The organism is Streptomyces sp. NPDC054961 (assembly GCF_053609145.1).
Genome location: NZ_JBSGWY010000045.1, coordinates 20,868 through 36,423 on the forward strand (window position 1 = coordinate 20,868; position 15,556 = coordinate 36,423).

Sequence of the window (15,556 nt, forward strand, 5' to 3'; positions counted from 1 at the left end):
AATCCACGAAGTCAGTGCTCCGGGGTCCGGTTCGGGCCGGTTCAGGGGGTCGTACCGCCCGTGGAGTCGCCGATCGTGCCGACCCAGTCCGCGACGTCCGAGCCCCAGGTCCACACCTGGTCCCACCAGCCCCTGCCGGTGCCGACCCACTCCTGGAGCGGGGTGAGCTCCCAGACCAGCCAGCCGGCGACGAAGAACACGAGGATCAGCACCAGGCAGCCCTTCAGACAGCCCAGACCCGGGATCTTGACCGGGTTCGCGCTGCGCCGACGGGGTTCGCGCGGCTCCCGCTCGGCCGGCTGCTGCCGCGGCGGCGGGCCCTGCGGGGGCTGCTGCTGGGGCTGGCGGTACTGGGGCTGCTGCTGCTGCGGCTGGTACTGCTGCGGCTGCTGGTACTGCTGGGGCTGGTACTGCTGCGGCTGGTAGTGCTGCGGCGGGGGCTGCGGCGCGTACTGCTGCTGCCCGTACTGCTGGGCCTGCTGGGGCCGCTGCTGCGGCTGCTGGTACTGCTGCTGCTGGGGCGGCGGCCCCTGCCGGTACGGCTGCTGCTGCGGAGGCTGCTGGGGCCGCTGCTGGGGCGCCTGCGACGGGGGCGCCTGGCGCTGCGGCCGCCTGCGCAGCGGGTCCTCGCTCGGGTCGAGGTACTGCATCTGCGTCTGCTCGTTGCGGTCGCGGGCCGCCCGCATCTGCGATTCCCACGGGTGCGGCTGGTCCGGCCGCTGCACGGGCGGCAGCACCGAGGTGGGGTCCGCGCCCGGCGCGCCGCCCGGGCCGCCCGGACCGCCGGTGGAGGGCAGCACGGACGTCGCGTCGGCCGCGCCGACGGGCGGCAGCACGCTGGTCATGCCGTTGGGGTCGTAGGCCCCCAGGGGGGAGGCTCCGGGCAGCACCTGCGTCGCGTCCGAGGAAGCGTGGCCGCCCGGGGTCGCGGGGACCGGCGCGGGCGAGGTGTCCGGGGCGAGCAGCGCGCCGACGCCGAGGGCGGCCTCGACCTCGGTGACCGTGGAGTGCACGCCGATGCCGGAGGCCACGACGCGCAGGCCGCGCGCCAGGCTCTGCGCGCTCGGGCGCTCGTACGGCTCCTTGCGCAGGCAGCGCTCGATGACCGTCCACAGCGGCTCGGGCACGTTCGCCGGGCGGCGCGGCTCCTCGCTGAGGTGGCGGTGCAGGACCTCCAGCGCGGTGCCGCCGGCGAAGGGCGGGCGGCCGGTGAGGAGCTCGTAGAGCAGGATGCCGGCGCCGTAGATGTCGACGGCGGAGGTCTGCGGGCGGCCCTCGGCGGACTCGGGGGCCACGTAGGCCGGGGTGCCGACGAACTCGTGCGTGCGCGTCAGGCCCGGGGAGTCGGCCAGCCGCGCGATGCCGAAGTCGGTGAGCATCGGCTTCATCTGGCCGTCGCTCTCGTCGAGCAGGACGTTGGCGGGCTTCAGGTCGCGGTGGACCACGCCGTCGGCGTGGCTGGCGGCGAGGGCGTCCGCGATCTGGGCGGTCAGCAGGCTCGCCGCGACCGGGGTGAAGGGCCCGTTCTCGCGGAGGTACTTGTGCAGGTCCGGACCGTCGATGAGGTCCATGACCAGAGCGAGGAGATCGCCCTCGACGACGAGGTCGCGGGTGCGGACGATGTTCGGGTGGGTCAGCCGCAGCAGGACGGAGCGCTCGCGCAGGAACCGCATGACGATGTCCGCGTCCTGGGCCAGCTCCTCCTTGAGGACCTTGATGGCCACGGTCTCGCCGGGGTGGCCGGCCACTGCGGCCTCCGCGCCGGCGGCCTCCCGCTGGCGGGCGCGCCAGACGGTGCCCGTGGCGCCGCGTCCGAGCGGCTCCTCGAGCAGATATTTACTGCCGACTGGCCGCACGTCGCGCGCTCCCTGCTGTCGTCGATTTCGGCGATGGTTTTTCCGGCCCACTCTAGGGGGTGTCCCGAGGGAAGACGCGGGGCACCGAAGGTTGGTTGCCGTACATATGCGCGAAGGATGACGATTGCGGCGTATGCCAGGGGCGATTTTGCGCACCCCGGTGTCTGTATCCGACCGGCCCGGTTGCAGGTCCGGTGCGGGACGGCGACCGATCAAGATCACTTGTCGGTGGGCGCCGGGCGTGTCGTCCGCGACAGGTGCGAGGATGCACCCGTACGGAACGGCCGGGACGGGAGCCCTGCCTTCCGGGCAGACCTGACCGGACGACGCGTCCGTGCCGGGTGGGGGCGGACGGGCACGCACGGCATCCATGCCGTCGTCCCGTGGATCCCTGCCGGGCGCACGCACCGCGCACCGCGCAGAAGGGACCGCTGACGGCGATGCAGATCCGGCTGACCGTCCTTGGCTCGGGGTCGCGCAGCGGCCACCACACGGCCGCTACCTCCACCACCTCCGCCGCCGCGCCGTCGAGCTGTGACGTGCTCGTCACCGCGCCCGCGGGCACCGCGCTGTCCGCGGTGGCCTCCGGGCTCGCGGCGACCGTCGGCGGCCCGGACACCGGGGGCACGGTCGTGCTGTACGCCGGTACGGAGCGGCTCGATCCCGCCCGGTGCGCGCTCGGCGAACCGCCGCTCGTGGACGGGGCGGTGCTCTCGCTGCACCTGCCCGGTCCCGAGGTACTGGCGGACGCCGGGCCCGGGGACGTGCCCCGGCTGCACGTCGTGGCCGGACCCGACGCGGGCGGGGTGCACCTGCTGCACCCGGGGGCGATCCGGATCGGCCGCTCGGCCGACGCGGACGTCCCGCTGGACGATCCCGACGTCTCGCGGCTGCACTGCGCCGTCACCGTCCTGCCCGACGGGCGGGTGGCGGTGGCCGACCTCGGATCGACGAACGGCACGACGCTCGACGCGGCGGAGGTCGGCGCGGCGCCGGTGCCCCTGGCCCCCGGCGCGCTCCTGCGGATCGGCGAATCCACGCTGCGCCTGGCCGCGGGACCGACGCCCCCGTCCCTCCCGCTCACCCCGGACCTGGAGGGACACCTCTCCCTCACCCTGGCGGGCGACACCCGGACGGCCTCCCCGGGCACCGGGGACGACGGCACCGGGGCCACGGCGCCCGGCGGGCCCGGCAACGGCCCCGCCACGGGAGCCGGCCGGCCCTCCACGGCCCTGCCCGGCGCGGGGACCGGCGGATCCGGACCGGGATCCCACCCGGCGCCCGACGCCTGGCCGGGCGTGAGCGGAGGAGCTCACGGAGGCTCCCCGGGCGAGGACCCGGGAACCTCCCGGGGATCCGACGCCTGGCCGGAGGCGAGCCGGCGCCGCCCCGCGGGCTCCCCCGGCGGAGCCCGCGGAGCCGGAGCCGGGAGCGGCGAAACCGGCGCCCGGTCCGGCCCGGACACCGGCGGGACCGACGCGGGAACGAGCCGCCGGTCCGATACGGACACGGGCGGCGGCAGCACGGGGACGAACGGCTGGTCCGGCACGGACACCGGCGGCGGCACCACGGGGACGAGCCCCTGGTCCGGCACGGACACCGGCCGGAGCGACACCGGTCCCGGCGGATCCGGCGGAACCGGCGGTCCCGGCCCGGGATCCCACCCCGGAGCCCAGGGATCCGGCCCCTGGTCCGGCGCGAGCCGGGGCGGCGGCCCCGGAGGCTCGCCCGGCGGAGGCCCCGGAACCGGCCCGATGCCACAGGGGCCCTTCCCCCACCAGGCTCACCAGGCTTCCTCCCGGAGCGGGGGCCCCGCCGCCCCTGACCCCGAGCGGCCCGCGGCCCCGTACGGCGGGGCGGACCGGGACGCCCCCGACACGGACCCGCGCGGACGGGGCGGCTCCGCCGCGGAGCGGCCGGGCACCGGCCGGCACCACGCGCACGCCACCGGTGTGGAACACCACGGCGACGGCGGATGGGCGGCGCCCGACGTCACCCCCGAACCGGACCGGGGCGACGGGGCCGCTTCGCCCGAACCCCGGCGGCCCCGGCGCGGGATCGGCGCCTGGGCGCGCAAGTGGGTCCGCGGCGAGGACTCCGCGCAGGTGGAGGCCGTCGCCGCGGCGGCGGCCCACGCGGGCGCGGCCGCCTCCGTCACCGTCCGCCCCGGGGCGGACGATCCCGCCGCGCTGCTGCTCACCGCCCTCGGCCCGGCCCCCCGCCTGTGGGCCGGACCCCCCGGGCTCGACGTCACGCTCGGCGTCGGCAGCGAGGTCGCGCTCCTGGAGGCCGGCGCCCTCGGCATCGCGGGCCCGCGGGCCCGCCTGACCGGCGTCGCCCGCTCCGTCATCGCCCAGCTCGCCGCCCTGCACGCCCCCGGCCAGCGGCTGGAGATCGTGCTGATCGCCGCCGACCGCGGCCGCCCCCTCGCCGAACGCCGCCGCGACTGGGGCTGGCTCGGCTGGCTGCCCCACGTACGGCCCGCGCACGGGCAGGACTGCCGGCTGCTCCTCGCCTACGACCGCGATCAGGCGGCGGCCCGCGTCGGAGAACTGACCCGCCGCCTCGACGACGGCCCCCTCGGCACCCACTGGGCCGGCGCCGGTCCGGACGCGGTCCGCGAGGCCTCGAACGCCTACCGCGGCCCGTACACCCTCCTCGTCCTCGACGGGGACCCCGGCGCCGGCGCGCTCCGCGACCTCACCGGCCGCCTCGCCTCGCACGGGCCCGCCGCCGGGATCCACCTGCTCGCGCTCGCCGAGTCCCCGGCCGCGACCCCCGCCTCCCCCGTCGCCGAGACGTACGAGACGGCCTGCGCGGCCAACCCCGCCTTCCGGGACTGCGCCGCGGTCGCCCTCCTCAGCGGGGACGTGGCCACGGCCGTACGGACCTTCGCGGTCCGCGGCGGCAAGCCCGTGCCGCCCGGCGAGACGGCCGTCGCCGACGCCGTGTCGGTCGCCTGGGCCGAGCGGTTCGCCCGCGCCCTGGCCCCGCTGAAGGCCGACTCCCCGCCCACCGAGGGATACCGGCCCACCGCGGCCGCCCTCCCCGCGACCTCCCGGCTGCTCGACGAGCTGGGGCTGGCCCGCGCCACTCCGGCCTCCCTGATGGCCCGCTGGGCCGCCGCCACCGACCAGGGGCAGCGCGTCGGCGGCCTCGCCGAGATCGTGCTCGGCACGGGCCTGCGCGGGCCGGTGGGAGCCGAACTCGTCACCGACGGACCCCACGTGCTGATCGAGGGGCCCGCCGGGAGCGGCCGCACCGAGCTGCTGCGCTCCGTGGCCGCCTCCCTGTCGGCCGCCGCGCGCCCCGACCGGCTCGGCCTGGTCCTCCTCGACGGGGCCGGCGGCGAGCGCGGCGACGGGCTGCTGCCCTGCACGGAGCTGCCGCACGTCTCGGCCCATCTCATCGCCTCGGACCCGCTGCGCATGCGGGAGTTCGCACAAGCGCTGGGCGCCGAGCTGAAGCGGCGCGCGGAGTTGCTGGACGGGGTGCCGTTCCCCGAGTGGCACGCGCGGCGCGAGGTGTCCGACCGGATGGTCTCGCCCCGCCAGCCCACCCCCGGCGAGCTGCGCGGCGATCTCGAACCCCAGCGCACCGGCACCCTGCGGCTGCGCGCCTCGGCCGTCCGCAGCGATCCGGCCGCGGGGCCGAGTCCGCTGCCGCGCCTGGTCGTCCTGGTGGACGACTTCGACGCGCTGGTCGCACCGGGCCTGGGCAGTACGGGCCGTCCCGCCGCCGGGTCGGTGGTGCGCGCGCTGGAGGCGGTGGCCCGCGAGGGAGCCCGGCTCGGGGTGCACCTGGTGGCCACCAGCGCCCGTCCGGACCGGACCGCCGACACCGAACTGGCCCGGCTCGCCACCCTGCGCGTGGAACTCGACGCCCCGGACCAGCCGGGCCCCGGGCGCGGCGTGCTCCGGTACGCCGACGGCCGCACGGTCCCGTTCCAGGGCGGCCGGGTCACCGGCCGGATCCCCCGGACCGCGACGCAGCGCCCGACGGTCGTCCCGGTGGAGTGGGAGCGGATGGGCGATCCGCCGGCCCGCCGCCCCGTGCGCGAGCTGGGCAACGGCCCGACCGACCTGGCGCTGCTGGCCAGCGCCCTGGACCGGGCCTCCCACCTGGTGTCGGCCGTACCCGTGCTGTTCCCGCCCGCACCCTGACGGGCGGACGGGCGGGCGCCCGGCCCGCGGGGGCCCGCCCGGGCCGGCGCTCCCGGGCCGGGCCGGCAGGACTGGCAAGACCGGCAGGACCGGAACGGCCGGTGGAGTCGGGGTGTCAGGGGAGCCGGAGGCCCGGGGAGACTCGCGTGGTGATCGACCGCGGGTCGCGCTCCCGGGCCAGGCAGTCCAGCGCCTCCCGCACCGCGAGCGCGCCCAGCCCCGTGAACACGTCCGGGTGGGAGTCCACCGGGTGCCAGTGCAGGTCCCGCACCAGGACCCGGGCCCGCACCGGCGCACCCCGGCCGCCCGCCGGGTCCCCGGCCGGCGGGTCGGCGAGCTCCCTCAAGACCCCTCTCACCAGGGCCTCTTCGAGCTCGGCGTCGGGCTCCGGCCGGGCCTCGCAGGCGAACTCGCAGGTGGACGGCGCCCCTTCGGCGGGCGGCTCGAAGTCCAGCTCGACCTTGCCGTACGAGGGCATGCAGCCGCCGTGCGACTGCCGGGAGTACACCGTGACGCCCCGTACCGGACGGGTGAATGCGCTGGTCGGCGAGGCGTTCACGAGCCCGATCCTAGCGGGGCGCTATTGCGAGGGTGGTCGGGTCGGCGTAGACCTTGTGGCACGGGACACACCAGAGCCACACAGGCATCGGGGGCAGAGCCATGCACGGCACGAACACCCGCACCACGACCGGCGCGACGACCGGCGTGAGGACCGGCGCGAGCGGGACGCAGGCCCGCACGCCGGGCACGAAGGCCCGTACGAGGGCCGCCGCTTGGGCGGCGCTCGCCGCCACCGCCGCGCTCGCGCTCTCCGCGTGCGGCAGCGACAAGGAGCCCGCGAAGGGCACCGACGGCCCCGGCACCTCCGCCGGGCCCGCCGTCGCCTTACCTCGTCTCGACGGCGAGAAGCTGGAGGTGGCGGCGGTCTGGACCGGCCCCGAGCAGGCGAACTTCACCAAGGTGCTGAAGGAGTTCGAGCAGCGCACCGGAGCCACCGTCACCTTCGTTCCGGCGCAGGACCCGATCGTCACCTTCCTCGGCTCCAAGATCGCGGGCGGCGCCCCGCCGGACGTGGCGCTGCTGCCCCAGGTCGGCGCGCTGGTCTCCGCGGTCAAGAACAAGTGGGCGCAGCCGGTCGGCGCCGAGGCGCAGGCCCAGCTCGACAAGAACTACTCGAACGGCTGGAAGTCGCTCGGAGCGGTCGACGGCACCCAGTACGGCGTGTATTACAAGGCCGCCAACAAGTCGCTGATCTGGTACAACGCGAAGGCCTTCGAGGCGGCGGGCGTGACGCCCCCCAAGACCTGGAAGGACCTCATCACCGCGGCCGACACCCTGTCCGCGTCCGGCACCCCGGCGGTGTCGGTGGCCGGCGCCGACGGCTGGACCCTGACCGACTGGTTCGAGAACGTCTACCTCTCCCAGGCCGGTCCGGAGAAGTACGACCAGCTCGCCAAGCACCAGATCAAGTGGACGGACGACAGCGTCAAGCAGGCGCTGACCTCGCTCGCCGAGCTGTTCGGCCGCAAGGACTTCCTGGCCGGCGGCCAGAGCGGGGCGCTCTCCACGGAATTCCCGAAGTCGGTGACGCAGACCTTCACCGGCGGCGACCGGCCGGCGGCCGCGATGGTCTACGAGGGCGACTTCGTGGCGGTGAACATCGCGCAGACGGAGGCGAAGGTCGGCAAGGACGCCCTGGTCTTCCCCTTCCCCTCGGTCGGCTCCAAGGCCCCGGTGGTCTCGGGCGGCGACGTGGCGGTCGCGCTCAAGCCCTCGAAGGGCGCCCAGGCCCTGCTGACGTTCCTGGCCTCGACGGACGCGGCGAGGGTCCACGCCCGCGAGGGCGGCTTCCTCTCCCCGAACAAGACGCTGGAGCTGAGCGCCTACCCGAACGACATCCAGCGCGACATGGCGAAGGCCCTGATCGCGGCGGGCGACGACTTCCGCTTCGACATGTCGGACCAGGCTCCGGCGGCCTTCGGCGGGACCCCGGGCGCGGGCGAGTGGAAGGCGCTCCAGGACTTCCTGGCGAACCCCTCGGACGTGGCGGGAGCCCAGGCGAAGCTGGAGGCGGACGCGGCCAAGGCTTACGGGAACTGAGCCGTGGCCCCCACCAGAGCCGCCCGGGCCACCGGCCCGGCCGAACCCGCCGGACCCGCCGGCGCCTCCGGTGCCTCCGGTGCGAGCGCCCGGGCCCCGGGCACGCCCACCCGGGCCACCGAGGCCCGGCGCCGCCGGCTGACCGCCGCGGCGTTCCTCCTGCCCTGCCTCGTCCTGCTCGGCGCGCTCGTCGTGCACCCCATCGGCTACTCGCTCTACCGCAGCTTCTTCGACCGTTCGGGCGACGCCTTCGTCGGCGCCGGCAACTACCGGGAGATCCTGCACGACGACACCATCCGCACCGCCCTGAAGAACACGGCGGTGTGGGTGGTGCTCGCCCCGACCACGGCGACCGCGCTCGGCCTCGTCTTCGCCGTGCTCACCGAACGGGTCCGCTGGGGAACGGCGTTCAAACTGCTCGTCTTCATGCCCATGGCCATCTCCATGCTCGCGGCGGGCATCATCTTCCGGCTCGTCTACGACCACGACCCCGACCGGGGCGTGGCGAACGCCGTCTGGGTCGGGGTCCACGACACCTTCGCCGAGTCCTCCGCGTTCCCCAAGGCCCGTCCGGGCCGCGACTCCCCGCTGCTCCCGGCCGACGGGGGCGCGTACGTGACCCGCGATCCGGTACGGGCGGGCGTACCCGCGGTGATCCCGCTGGTCGGCATCGCCCCGGAGGCCCTGCCCGCCGGGACGCGCCCGGCGAAGGCGGCCGCCGCCGAGCCCGGGAGGGTCACCGGCACCGCCTGGCAGGACTTCACCCGGGGCGGGGGCGGCGCGACGAACACGGTCGACCCCACCGAGTCGGCGCTCGCCGGGCTGCGGATCGAGGCGGTCAAGGACGGCCGGGTGGTCGACTCGGCGACGGCCCGCGCCGACGGCACCTTCACCCTGTCGGCGAAGGCCGACGGCGCGCAGCTGCGGCTGCCCGCCTCGAACTTCCGCGAGGCGTACGCGGGAGTGGAGTGGCTCGGCCCGTCCCTGGTCACCCCGGCGGTCATCGGGGCGTACGTGTGGATGTGGGCCGGGTTCGCGATGGTGCTGATCGGGGCCGGACTGGCGGCCCTGCCGCGCGAGCTGCTGGAGGCGGCGCGCGTGGACGGGGCGAGCGAGTGGCAGGTGTTCCGGCGGATCACCGTGCCGCTGCTGGGTCCCGTCCTGGCGGTCGTCCTCGTCACCCTGGTCATCAACGTCATGAAGGTCTTCGACCTGGTCTTCGTGATCGCGCCGGGCGCCGTGCAGGACGACGCCAACGTCCTCGCGCTCCAGCTGTACCGGACCTCCTTCGGTACGGACGCCGATCCGGGTCTGGGCTCCGCCATCGCCGTCCTGCTGCTGGTGCTGGTGGTCCCCGTCATGGCCTACAACATCCGCCGGATGCGCCGGGAGGCCCGCCGATGAACATGCTGCGAGGCATCACCTCCCGTGCGGCCGGCGGTGCGCTGCGCGTCTTCCTGGTCCTGGCGGGGCTGTTCTGGCTGCTGCCCACCCTCGGCCTGCTGATCTCCTCCTTCCTCGCCCCCACCGACCTGAACCGGGGCGGCTGGTGGCAGGTGCTGACCGCGCCCTCGCGCCTGACGGCGGACAACTACGAGCGGCTGCTGGCCAACGACACCATCACCGGCTCCCTGCTGAGCACGGCGGCCATCGCCGTCCCCGCGACGCTGCTGGTCCTGGCCCTGGGCGCGTTCGCCGGATACGCCTTCGCCTGGCTGGAGTTCCCCGGCCGGGACGCGCTGTTCCTCGTGGTGGTCGCGCTGCTGGTCGTGCCCGTGCAGGTGGCGCTGATCCCGGTCTCCGAACTCTTCGGCGCCATCGGGCTGTTCGAGACGACCGCCGGCGTGGTGCTGTTCCACACCGCGTTCGGCCTGCCGTTCGCGGTGTTCCTGCTGCGCAACTTCTTCGCGGAGATCCCGCGCGAGCTGCTGGAGGCGGCCCGCCTCGACGGGGCGGGCGAACTGCGGCTGTTCGCCCGGGTGGTGCTGCCGCTGGGCGGTCCGGCGATCGCCTCGCTCGGCATCTTCCAGTTCCTGTGGGTGTGGAACGACATGCTCGTCGCGCTGGTCTTCGCGGACTCGGCGCACCCGCCCGTCACGGTCGCGCTGCAGCAGCAGGTACGGCAGTTCGGCAACAACATCGACGTGCTCGCGCCCGGCGCGTTCCTCTCGATGCTCGTGCCGCTGATCGTCTTCTTCGCCTTCCAGCGGCAGTTCGTCTCGGGGGTGATGGCGGGAGCGGTCAAATAGCACCGCGCATCCTCGAGATCACGCCGCTGACGTGCGGCCTTGACGCTGCGTAACCCGAATGCCACACCCTGCGTAACCCGATCGCCACGCCGGGGGTTCCTGGGCCATATGCCCGCGCCGACCCCTGGATGTGCCGTGACCCGGTTCAGCGTCATCGTGCCCGCGTACAAGGTCCAGGCGTACCTCCAGGAGAGTCTGGACTCGGTCCTGACGCAGTCGTACCCGGATCTCGAACTGATCGCGGTCGACGACGCCTCCCCGGACGCCTGCGGTTCGATCATCGACGACTACGCCGCCCGGGACCCCCGGGTGACCGCCGTGCACCTGGCGCACAACCTCGGTCTCGGGCCGGCCCGCAACGCGGGCCTGGCCCGGGCGACCGGCGACTACCTGATCTTCCTGGACGGGGACGACACCCTGGCCCCCGGCGCCCTGCGGGCCATCACCGACCGGCTGAAGGCCGCCGGCTCCCCGGACGTCCTCGTCTACGACTACGCGCGCACCTTCTGGACCGGGGAGCTGGTCCGCAACCGGCTCTCCAGCCGTCTGCGCGAGGACGGCCCGGCCAGCTTCCGGCTCGCCGACCGCCCGGCGCTGCTCGGCATGCTGATGGTGGTGTGGAACAAGGCCTACCGCCGCGAGTACGTGGAACGCGAGGGCCTCGCCTTCCCGCCCGGGTTCTACGAGGACGCGCCCTGGACCTATCCCGCGCTCCTCGCGGCGCAGTCCCTGGCCGTCCTGGACCGGGTGTGCGTCCACTACCGCCAGCGCCGCACCGGCTCGATCCTGACCACCAGCAGCAGGCGCCACCTCGACGTCTTCGACCAGTACGACCGCGTCTTCGGCTACCTCGCCACCCGCCCCGAGCTGGAGCGCTGGCGGTCCGCCGTGCACCGGCGGATGGCCGAGCACTTCTGCACCCTGTACGCCGACCCGCGCCGGCTGCCGCGCGCGGCCCGCGCCGAGTTCTTCGCCCGCGCCTCGGCCCTGCTGCGCCGCTACCGCGTCCCGGGGCCCCGCCCGCTGTCCCTGAGCCGCACGGACCGGACCCGCCACCTCCTGATGCGCCTGGGCACGAGGCGCACGTACCGCCTGCTGTCCCTGCTCCGCTCGGCCTCGCTCACCGCGGGCCGCGCGGGGGCCACCCTGGGGCAGGGCCTGCGCGAGACGGCCCTGCGCCTGCACTACCGCGCGCAGCGCCTGCTCCCGCTCCGCCCCGAACTCGCGGTCTTCTCCGCGTACTGGCACGGCGGTTACGCCTGCAACCCGGCGGCCATCGAGGCCAAGCTCCGCGAACTGGCCCCGCGCATGCGCACCGCCTGGATCTGCGATCCCGCGCACGCCTCGACCCTGCCCCGCGAGACGGCCCCGCTGCGCCCCGGCTCGGCGGCGTACTGGACGGCCCTGGCCCGCGCCACGTACCTCGTCACGAACGTCAACTTCGAGCGCACGCTGGTCAAGCGCCCCGGCCAGATCCTCGTGCAGACCCAGCACGGCACCCCGCTCAAGCGGGTCGGCCTCGACCTCCAGGACCGGCCGGCGGCCACCCCGACCACGGACTTCGCGGGCCTGCTGCGCGGCGCCGACCAGTGGGACTACCTGCTCTCGGCGAACCGCCACTCCACGCTCGTCTGGGAGAAGGCGGTCCCGTCCTCGTACACCACCCTCGAATACGGCTATCCCCGCAACGACGTCTTCCACCGGGCCACCCAGGCGGACGTCCTCGAGCTGCGCGAGCGCCTCGGCATCCCGCCGGGCTCCGTCGCGATCCTGTACGCGCCGACCCATCGCGACTACCGGCGCAGCCGGCCGGAGCACCTGGACTTCGAGCGGATCCTGCGCGACCTGGGCCCGCGCTACACGATCCTGACCCGCACGCACCTGACGTACGCGGGTTCACCCTCCCCCGACCCGCACCCCCGCCTGCTGGACGTCTCGGCCCACCCCTCGGTGGAGGAACTCTGCCTGGCCTCGGACGCGTTGGTGACGGACTACTCGTCACTGATGTTCGACTACGCGTCGCTGGACCGCCCGATCGTGATCCACGCGGACGACTGGGAGGCCTACGAGGCCTCCCGCGGCACCTACTTCGACCTGCGGGCCTTCCCGCCGGGTGCGATCGCCCGGACCGAGGACGAGCTGGTGGACATCTTCGCGACGGGCCACTGGCAGGGCTCGCGCTCGGCGCAGCTGCGGTCCTCCTTCCGGACGCGCTTTTGCACCTACGACGACGGCCATGCGGCGGAGCGGGTGGTCCGCCGCATCTTCCTGAGCCAGCCGGCGTCCCCCCTCGTCCCCCTGGAAGAGCGCCGTCCCGCCCCCGCGGCCCCTTCGGCCGCCCCGGAGCCCACCCTGGCCCACCTCACCGCGGGCCGCTGGCCGTAGGCCGCGGGCCGCGGGCCGTCCCTCGCGGATCGTGCCGGCCGGTCCCGCGCGGCCCGCGTCAGGAAGGGGTGTCGGCCGTCAGGCCGGCGACGACGGACCGCGCCAGGCCGTCGAGGTACCCCGCCGGCACGGTGTCGCGCACGACCACCTGCCGCCAGTACAGCGGCCCGATCGCCAGATCCAGTGCCCGGCCCGCGTCCACCCCCGCGGGCAGCTCGCCCCGCGAGACCGCCTCGGAGATGATCCCCTCCGCCATCCGCCGCTGCCCCTCGAGCAGCGCGCCCCGTACCGCGTCCGCGATCTCCGGGTTCCTGGCCGCCTCCACCAGGAGGTCCGGGATCACCGCCGAGGCCACCGGGTGCCGCAGCACGTGGGACATCACTTCCAGCAGCGCCCGTACGTCCCCGTACAGCGTTCCCGTCGCCGGCACCGGCAGGCCGTCCACGGCGAACGCCCCCACCAGGTCCAGGACCAGGTGGAGCTTCGACTTCCAGCGGCGGTAGACCGCCGTCTTGCCGACCCCGGCCCGCCGCGCGATGCCCTCGATCGACATCCGCGCGAAGCCCACGGTGGCCAGCTCCTCGACCACGGCCGCCCGGATCGCCTCGGTCACGTCCTCGCGCAGGACCGCGGCCCCGGCGGGGGCCCGGCGGGCGGCGGAAGCGGCAGCGGGCGGGGCGGCGGCTGCGGTGGTGGTGGGGGCCGTGGCGGGGTCGGTCGTCATGAGCAGAGCATAACCGGTGACGACGATACGGTTGCGTTCCGACGTCGGACGTCTTAACCTCACCGTAGCGACGATACGGACCCGTTCCGTCCCACGTGCCACCGGAGAAGTGCCCCCGGCGACGCCCCGACCCCGTCGAAAGCGACCCCCGTGACAGTGACCACCGCGCCCCCGGCCCCCGCCGGGTCCCCCGCCACGTCCCGGGGCCGCGCCCCGGACCCGATCGCCGAACTGGCGGCGGCCCACGACCTGACGCTCAGCGGGGCCCGCCCCACGCTCCCCCGCTACCTCGCCCAGCTCTGGGGCCGGCGCCACTTCGTGACCGCGCACGCCACCGCCCGGATGCACGCCCAGTACAGCCAGGCCGGCCTCGGCCAGATCTGGCACCTGGTGACCCCGCTGCTCAACGCGGCCGTCTACTACTTCATCTTCGGCGTGGTCATGCACGCCAGCCACGGCGTGCCGGACTACGTGCCGTTCCTGATCACCGGGGTCTTCGTCTGGGACTTCATCGGGAGCTGCGTCAACGCCGCCACCCGCTCCGTCCAGGGCAACCTCGGCCTGGTGCGCGCGCTGCACTTCCCGCGCGCCTCGCTGCCCCTGTCCACCGTCGTCCAGCTCTTCCAGCAGCTGCTCGTCACCATGGGCGCGCTGATCGTCCTGCTCCTCGCCTTCGGCCAGACCCCCACCCCGAACTGGCTGTTCGTCTTCCCGACCCTCCTGCTGATGGCCGCCTTCTGCGCCGGCTGCGCCATGGTCATGGCCCGGATCGGGGCGAAGAGCCCGGACGTCATCCAGCTGATGCCGTTCGTCCTGCGGACCTGGATGTACGCCTCGGGCGTCATGTGGTCCATCGACTCGATGCTCCGGACGGACGACCTGCCCCGCTGGGTCTCGCTGGCCCTCGAGCTCAATCCCGCTGCCGTGTTCATCGACCTGATGCGCTTCGCCCTCATCGACACCTACGGGGCGAGCCGGCTCCCGCACCACGTATGGCTGATCGCGCTCGGCTGGGCGCTGGTCATGAGCGTGGGCGGGTTCATTTTCTTCTGGAAGGCTGAGGAGGAGTACGGCCGTGGCTGACACCGCAACCGCATCGGCAACCGCATCCGGCCCCGGGTCCGGCCCCGCGACCGGGACCGGGACCGGGACCGCCACCGCGGCGGGGACCGCGGCCGGCACCCGCACCGCCCCGCAGGTCCCGGACACCCGCGTCCCGACCGTCATCGCGGACGAGGTCCACGTGATCTACAAGGTGCACGGCACCGGCGGCCGCAAGGGCGGCGCCACCGCCGCCCTGAGCCGCCTCTTCTCCCGCAAGCCCGCCCCCGGCATCCGGGAGGTGCACGCCGTGAAGGGCGTCAGCTTCACCGCGTACAAGGGCGAGGCCATCGGCCTGATCGGCAGCAACGGCTCCGGCAAGTCCACCCTGCTGTCCGCCATCGCCGGCCTCCAGCCCGTGGCCCGCGGCAGGATCTTCTCGCACGGCCAGCCGTCCCTGCTCGGCGTGAACGCCGCCCTGATGAACGATCTGACGGGCGAGCGCAACGTCGTCCTCGGCGGTCTCGCGATGGGCATGACCAAACAGCAGATCCGCGAGCGCTACCAGGGCATCGTCGACTTCTCGGGGATCAACGAGAAGGGCGACTTCATCTCGCTCCCCATGCGCACGTACTCCTCCGGCATGGGCGCCCGGCTCCGCTTCTCCATCGCCGCCGCCAAGGACCACGACGTCCTGATGATCGACGAGGCCCTGGCCACCGGGGACGCGGCCTTCCAGCGCCGCAGCCAGGCCCGCATCGAGGAGCTGCGCGAACAGGCCGGCACGGTCTTCCTCGTCTCCCACGGCATCGGCACGGTCCGCGAGACCTGCGACCGGGCGATCTGGCTGGAGTCGGGCGTCCTGCGCATGGACGGCCCCTCCGGGGAAGTCTGCGACGCGTACGAGGAGTTCACCCGCGCCCGGTGACCCCACACGAACGGGGGGGGGGGGGGGGGGGGCGCGCCGCGGGCGCCCCCCCCCCCCGGGCCCGGGGCGCGCCCCCCCCCCCCCCCCGCCGCGGGGGGCGCCCCCCCGCG

General features: G+C 74.9%; 10 protein-coding genes. 7 read left to right on the top strand and 3 right to left on the bottom strand.

The genetic code is table 11. The features are described from left to right. Positions 1-41: 41 nt before the first annotated feature. The gene (locus ACWF9Z_RS30385) at positions 42-1,856 is read right to left on the bottom strand and encodes a serine/threonine-protein kinase (protein WP_453607331.1); all 1,815 of its coding nucleotides are present in this window, start codon (positions 1,854-1,856) and stop codon (positions 42-44) included. Positions 1,857-2,239: 383 nt separating this feature from the next. On the opposite strand from ACWF9Z_RS30385, the gene ACWF9Z_RS30390 reads away from it, so the two are divergent. Beyond that, positions 2,240-6,019 carry an FHA domain-containing protein gene (locus tag ACWF9Z_RS30390; protein WP_453607333.1) on the top strand — a complete coding sequence of 1,260 codons (3,780 nt, stop codon included), beginning with the start codon at positions 2,240-2,242 and terminating at the stop codon, positions 6,017-6,019. 115 nt (positions 6,020-6,134) lie between these two features. On the opposite strand, the gene ACWF9Z_RS30395 is transcribed toward ACWF9Z_RS30390, so the two are convergent. Further along, the gene (locus ACWF9Z_RS30395) at positions 6,135-6,578 is read right to left on the bottom strand and encodes a hypothetical protein (protein WP_453607334.1); all 444 of its coding nucleotides are present in this window, start codon (positions 6,576-6,578) and stop codon (positions 6,135-6,137) included. Positions 6,579-6,679: 101 nt separating this feature from the next. On the opposite strand from ACWF9Z_RS30395, the gene ACWF9Z_RS30400 reads away from it, so the two are divergent. From ACWF9Z_RS30400 to ACWF9Z_RS30415, 4 genes are all read left to right on the top strand, one after another. Next, complete coding sequence (locus ACWF9Z_RS30400; protein WP_453607337.1) at positions 6,680-8,119, top strand: ABC transporter substrate-binding protein; 1,440 nt, start codon at positions 6,680-6,682, stop codon at positions 8,117-8,119. Between the two features lie 3 nt (positions 8,120-8,122). Further along, positions 8,123-9,523: a carbohydrate ABC transporter permease gene (locus ACWF9Z_RS30405; RefSeq protein ID WP_453607340.1), complete on the top strand. Its 1,401-nt coding sequence runs from the start codon at positions 8,123-8,125 to the stop codon at positions 9,521-9,523. Then, the gene (locus ACWF9Z_RS30410; RefSeq protein ID WP_453607341.1) at positions 9,520-10,368 is read left to right on the top strand and encodes a carbohydrate ABC transporter permease; all 849 of its coding nucleotides are present in this window, start codon (positions 9,520-9,522) and stop codon (positions 10,366-10,368) included. The genes ACWF9Z_RS30405 and ACWF9Z_RS30410 overlap by 4 nt, the downstream gene beginning before the upstream one ends. A gap of 135 nt (positions 10,369-10,503) precedes the next feature. Then, positions 10,504-12,753, top strand: coding sequence for a bifunctional glycosyltransferase/CDP-glycerol:glycerophosphate glycerophosphotransferase (locus ACWF9Z_RS30415; RefSeq protein ID WP_453607342.1), 2,250 nt, complete (start codon positions 10,504-10,506; stop codon positions 12,751-12,753). A 58-nt stretch (positions 12,754-12,811) separates the two neighbouring features. On the opposite strand, the gene ACWF9Z_RS30420 is transcribed toward ACWF9Z_RS30415, so the two are convergent. After that, positions 12,812-13,477 (bottom strand): TetR/AcrR family transcriptional regulator, encoded by a 666-nt coding sequence (locus tag ACWF9Z_RS30420; RefSeq protein WP_453607345.1) that lies wholly within the window; start codon positions 13,475-13,477, stop codon positions 12,812-12,814. A gap of 150 nt (positions 13,478-13,627) precedes the next feature. Here ACWF9Z_RS30420 and ACWF9Z_RS30425 point away from each other — a divergent pair, with 150 nt between their 5' ends. After that, complete coding sequence (locus tag ACWF9Z_RS30425; RefSeq protein WP_453607348.1) at positions 13,628-14,560, top strand: ABC transporter permease; 933 nt, start codon at positions 13,628-13,630, stop codon at positions 14,558-14,560. A 142-nt stretch (positions 14,561-14,702) separates the two neighbouring features. Continuing rightward, positions 14,703-15,446, top strand: coding sequence for an ABC transporter ATP-binding protein (locus ACWF9Z_RS30430; protein WP_453607393.1), 744 nt, complete (start codon positions 14,703-14,705; stop codon positions 15,444-15,446). Positions 15,447-15,556 lie beyond the last annotated feature (110 nt).

Bases quoted from the DNA above. Each gene is read 5' to 3' on its own strand.
- ACWF9Z_RS30400 (WP_453607337.1), top strand. From the start codon at position 6,680: ATGCACGGCACGAACACCCGCACCACGACCGGCGCGACGACCGGCGTG.
- ACWF9Z_RS30410 (WP_453607341.1), top strand. From the start codon at position 9,520: ATGAACATGCTGCGAGGCATCACCTCCCGTGCGGCCGGCGGTGCGCTG.
- ACWF9Z_RS30420 (WP_453607345.1), bottom strand. From the start codon at position 13,477: ATGACGACCGACCCCGCCACGGCCCCCACCACCACCGCAGCCGCCGCC.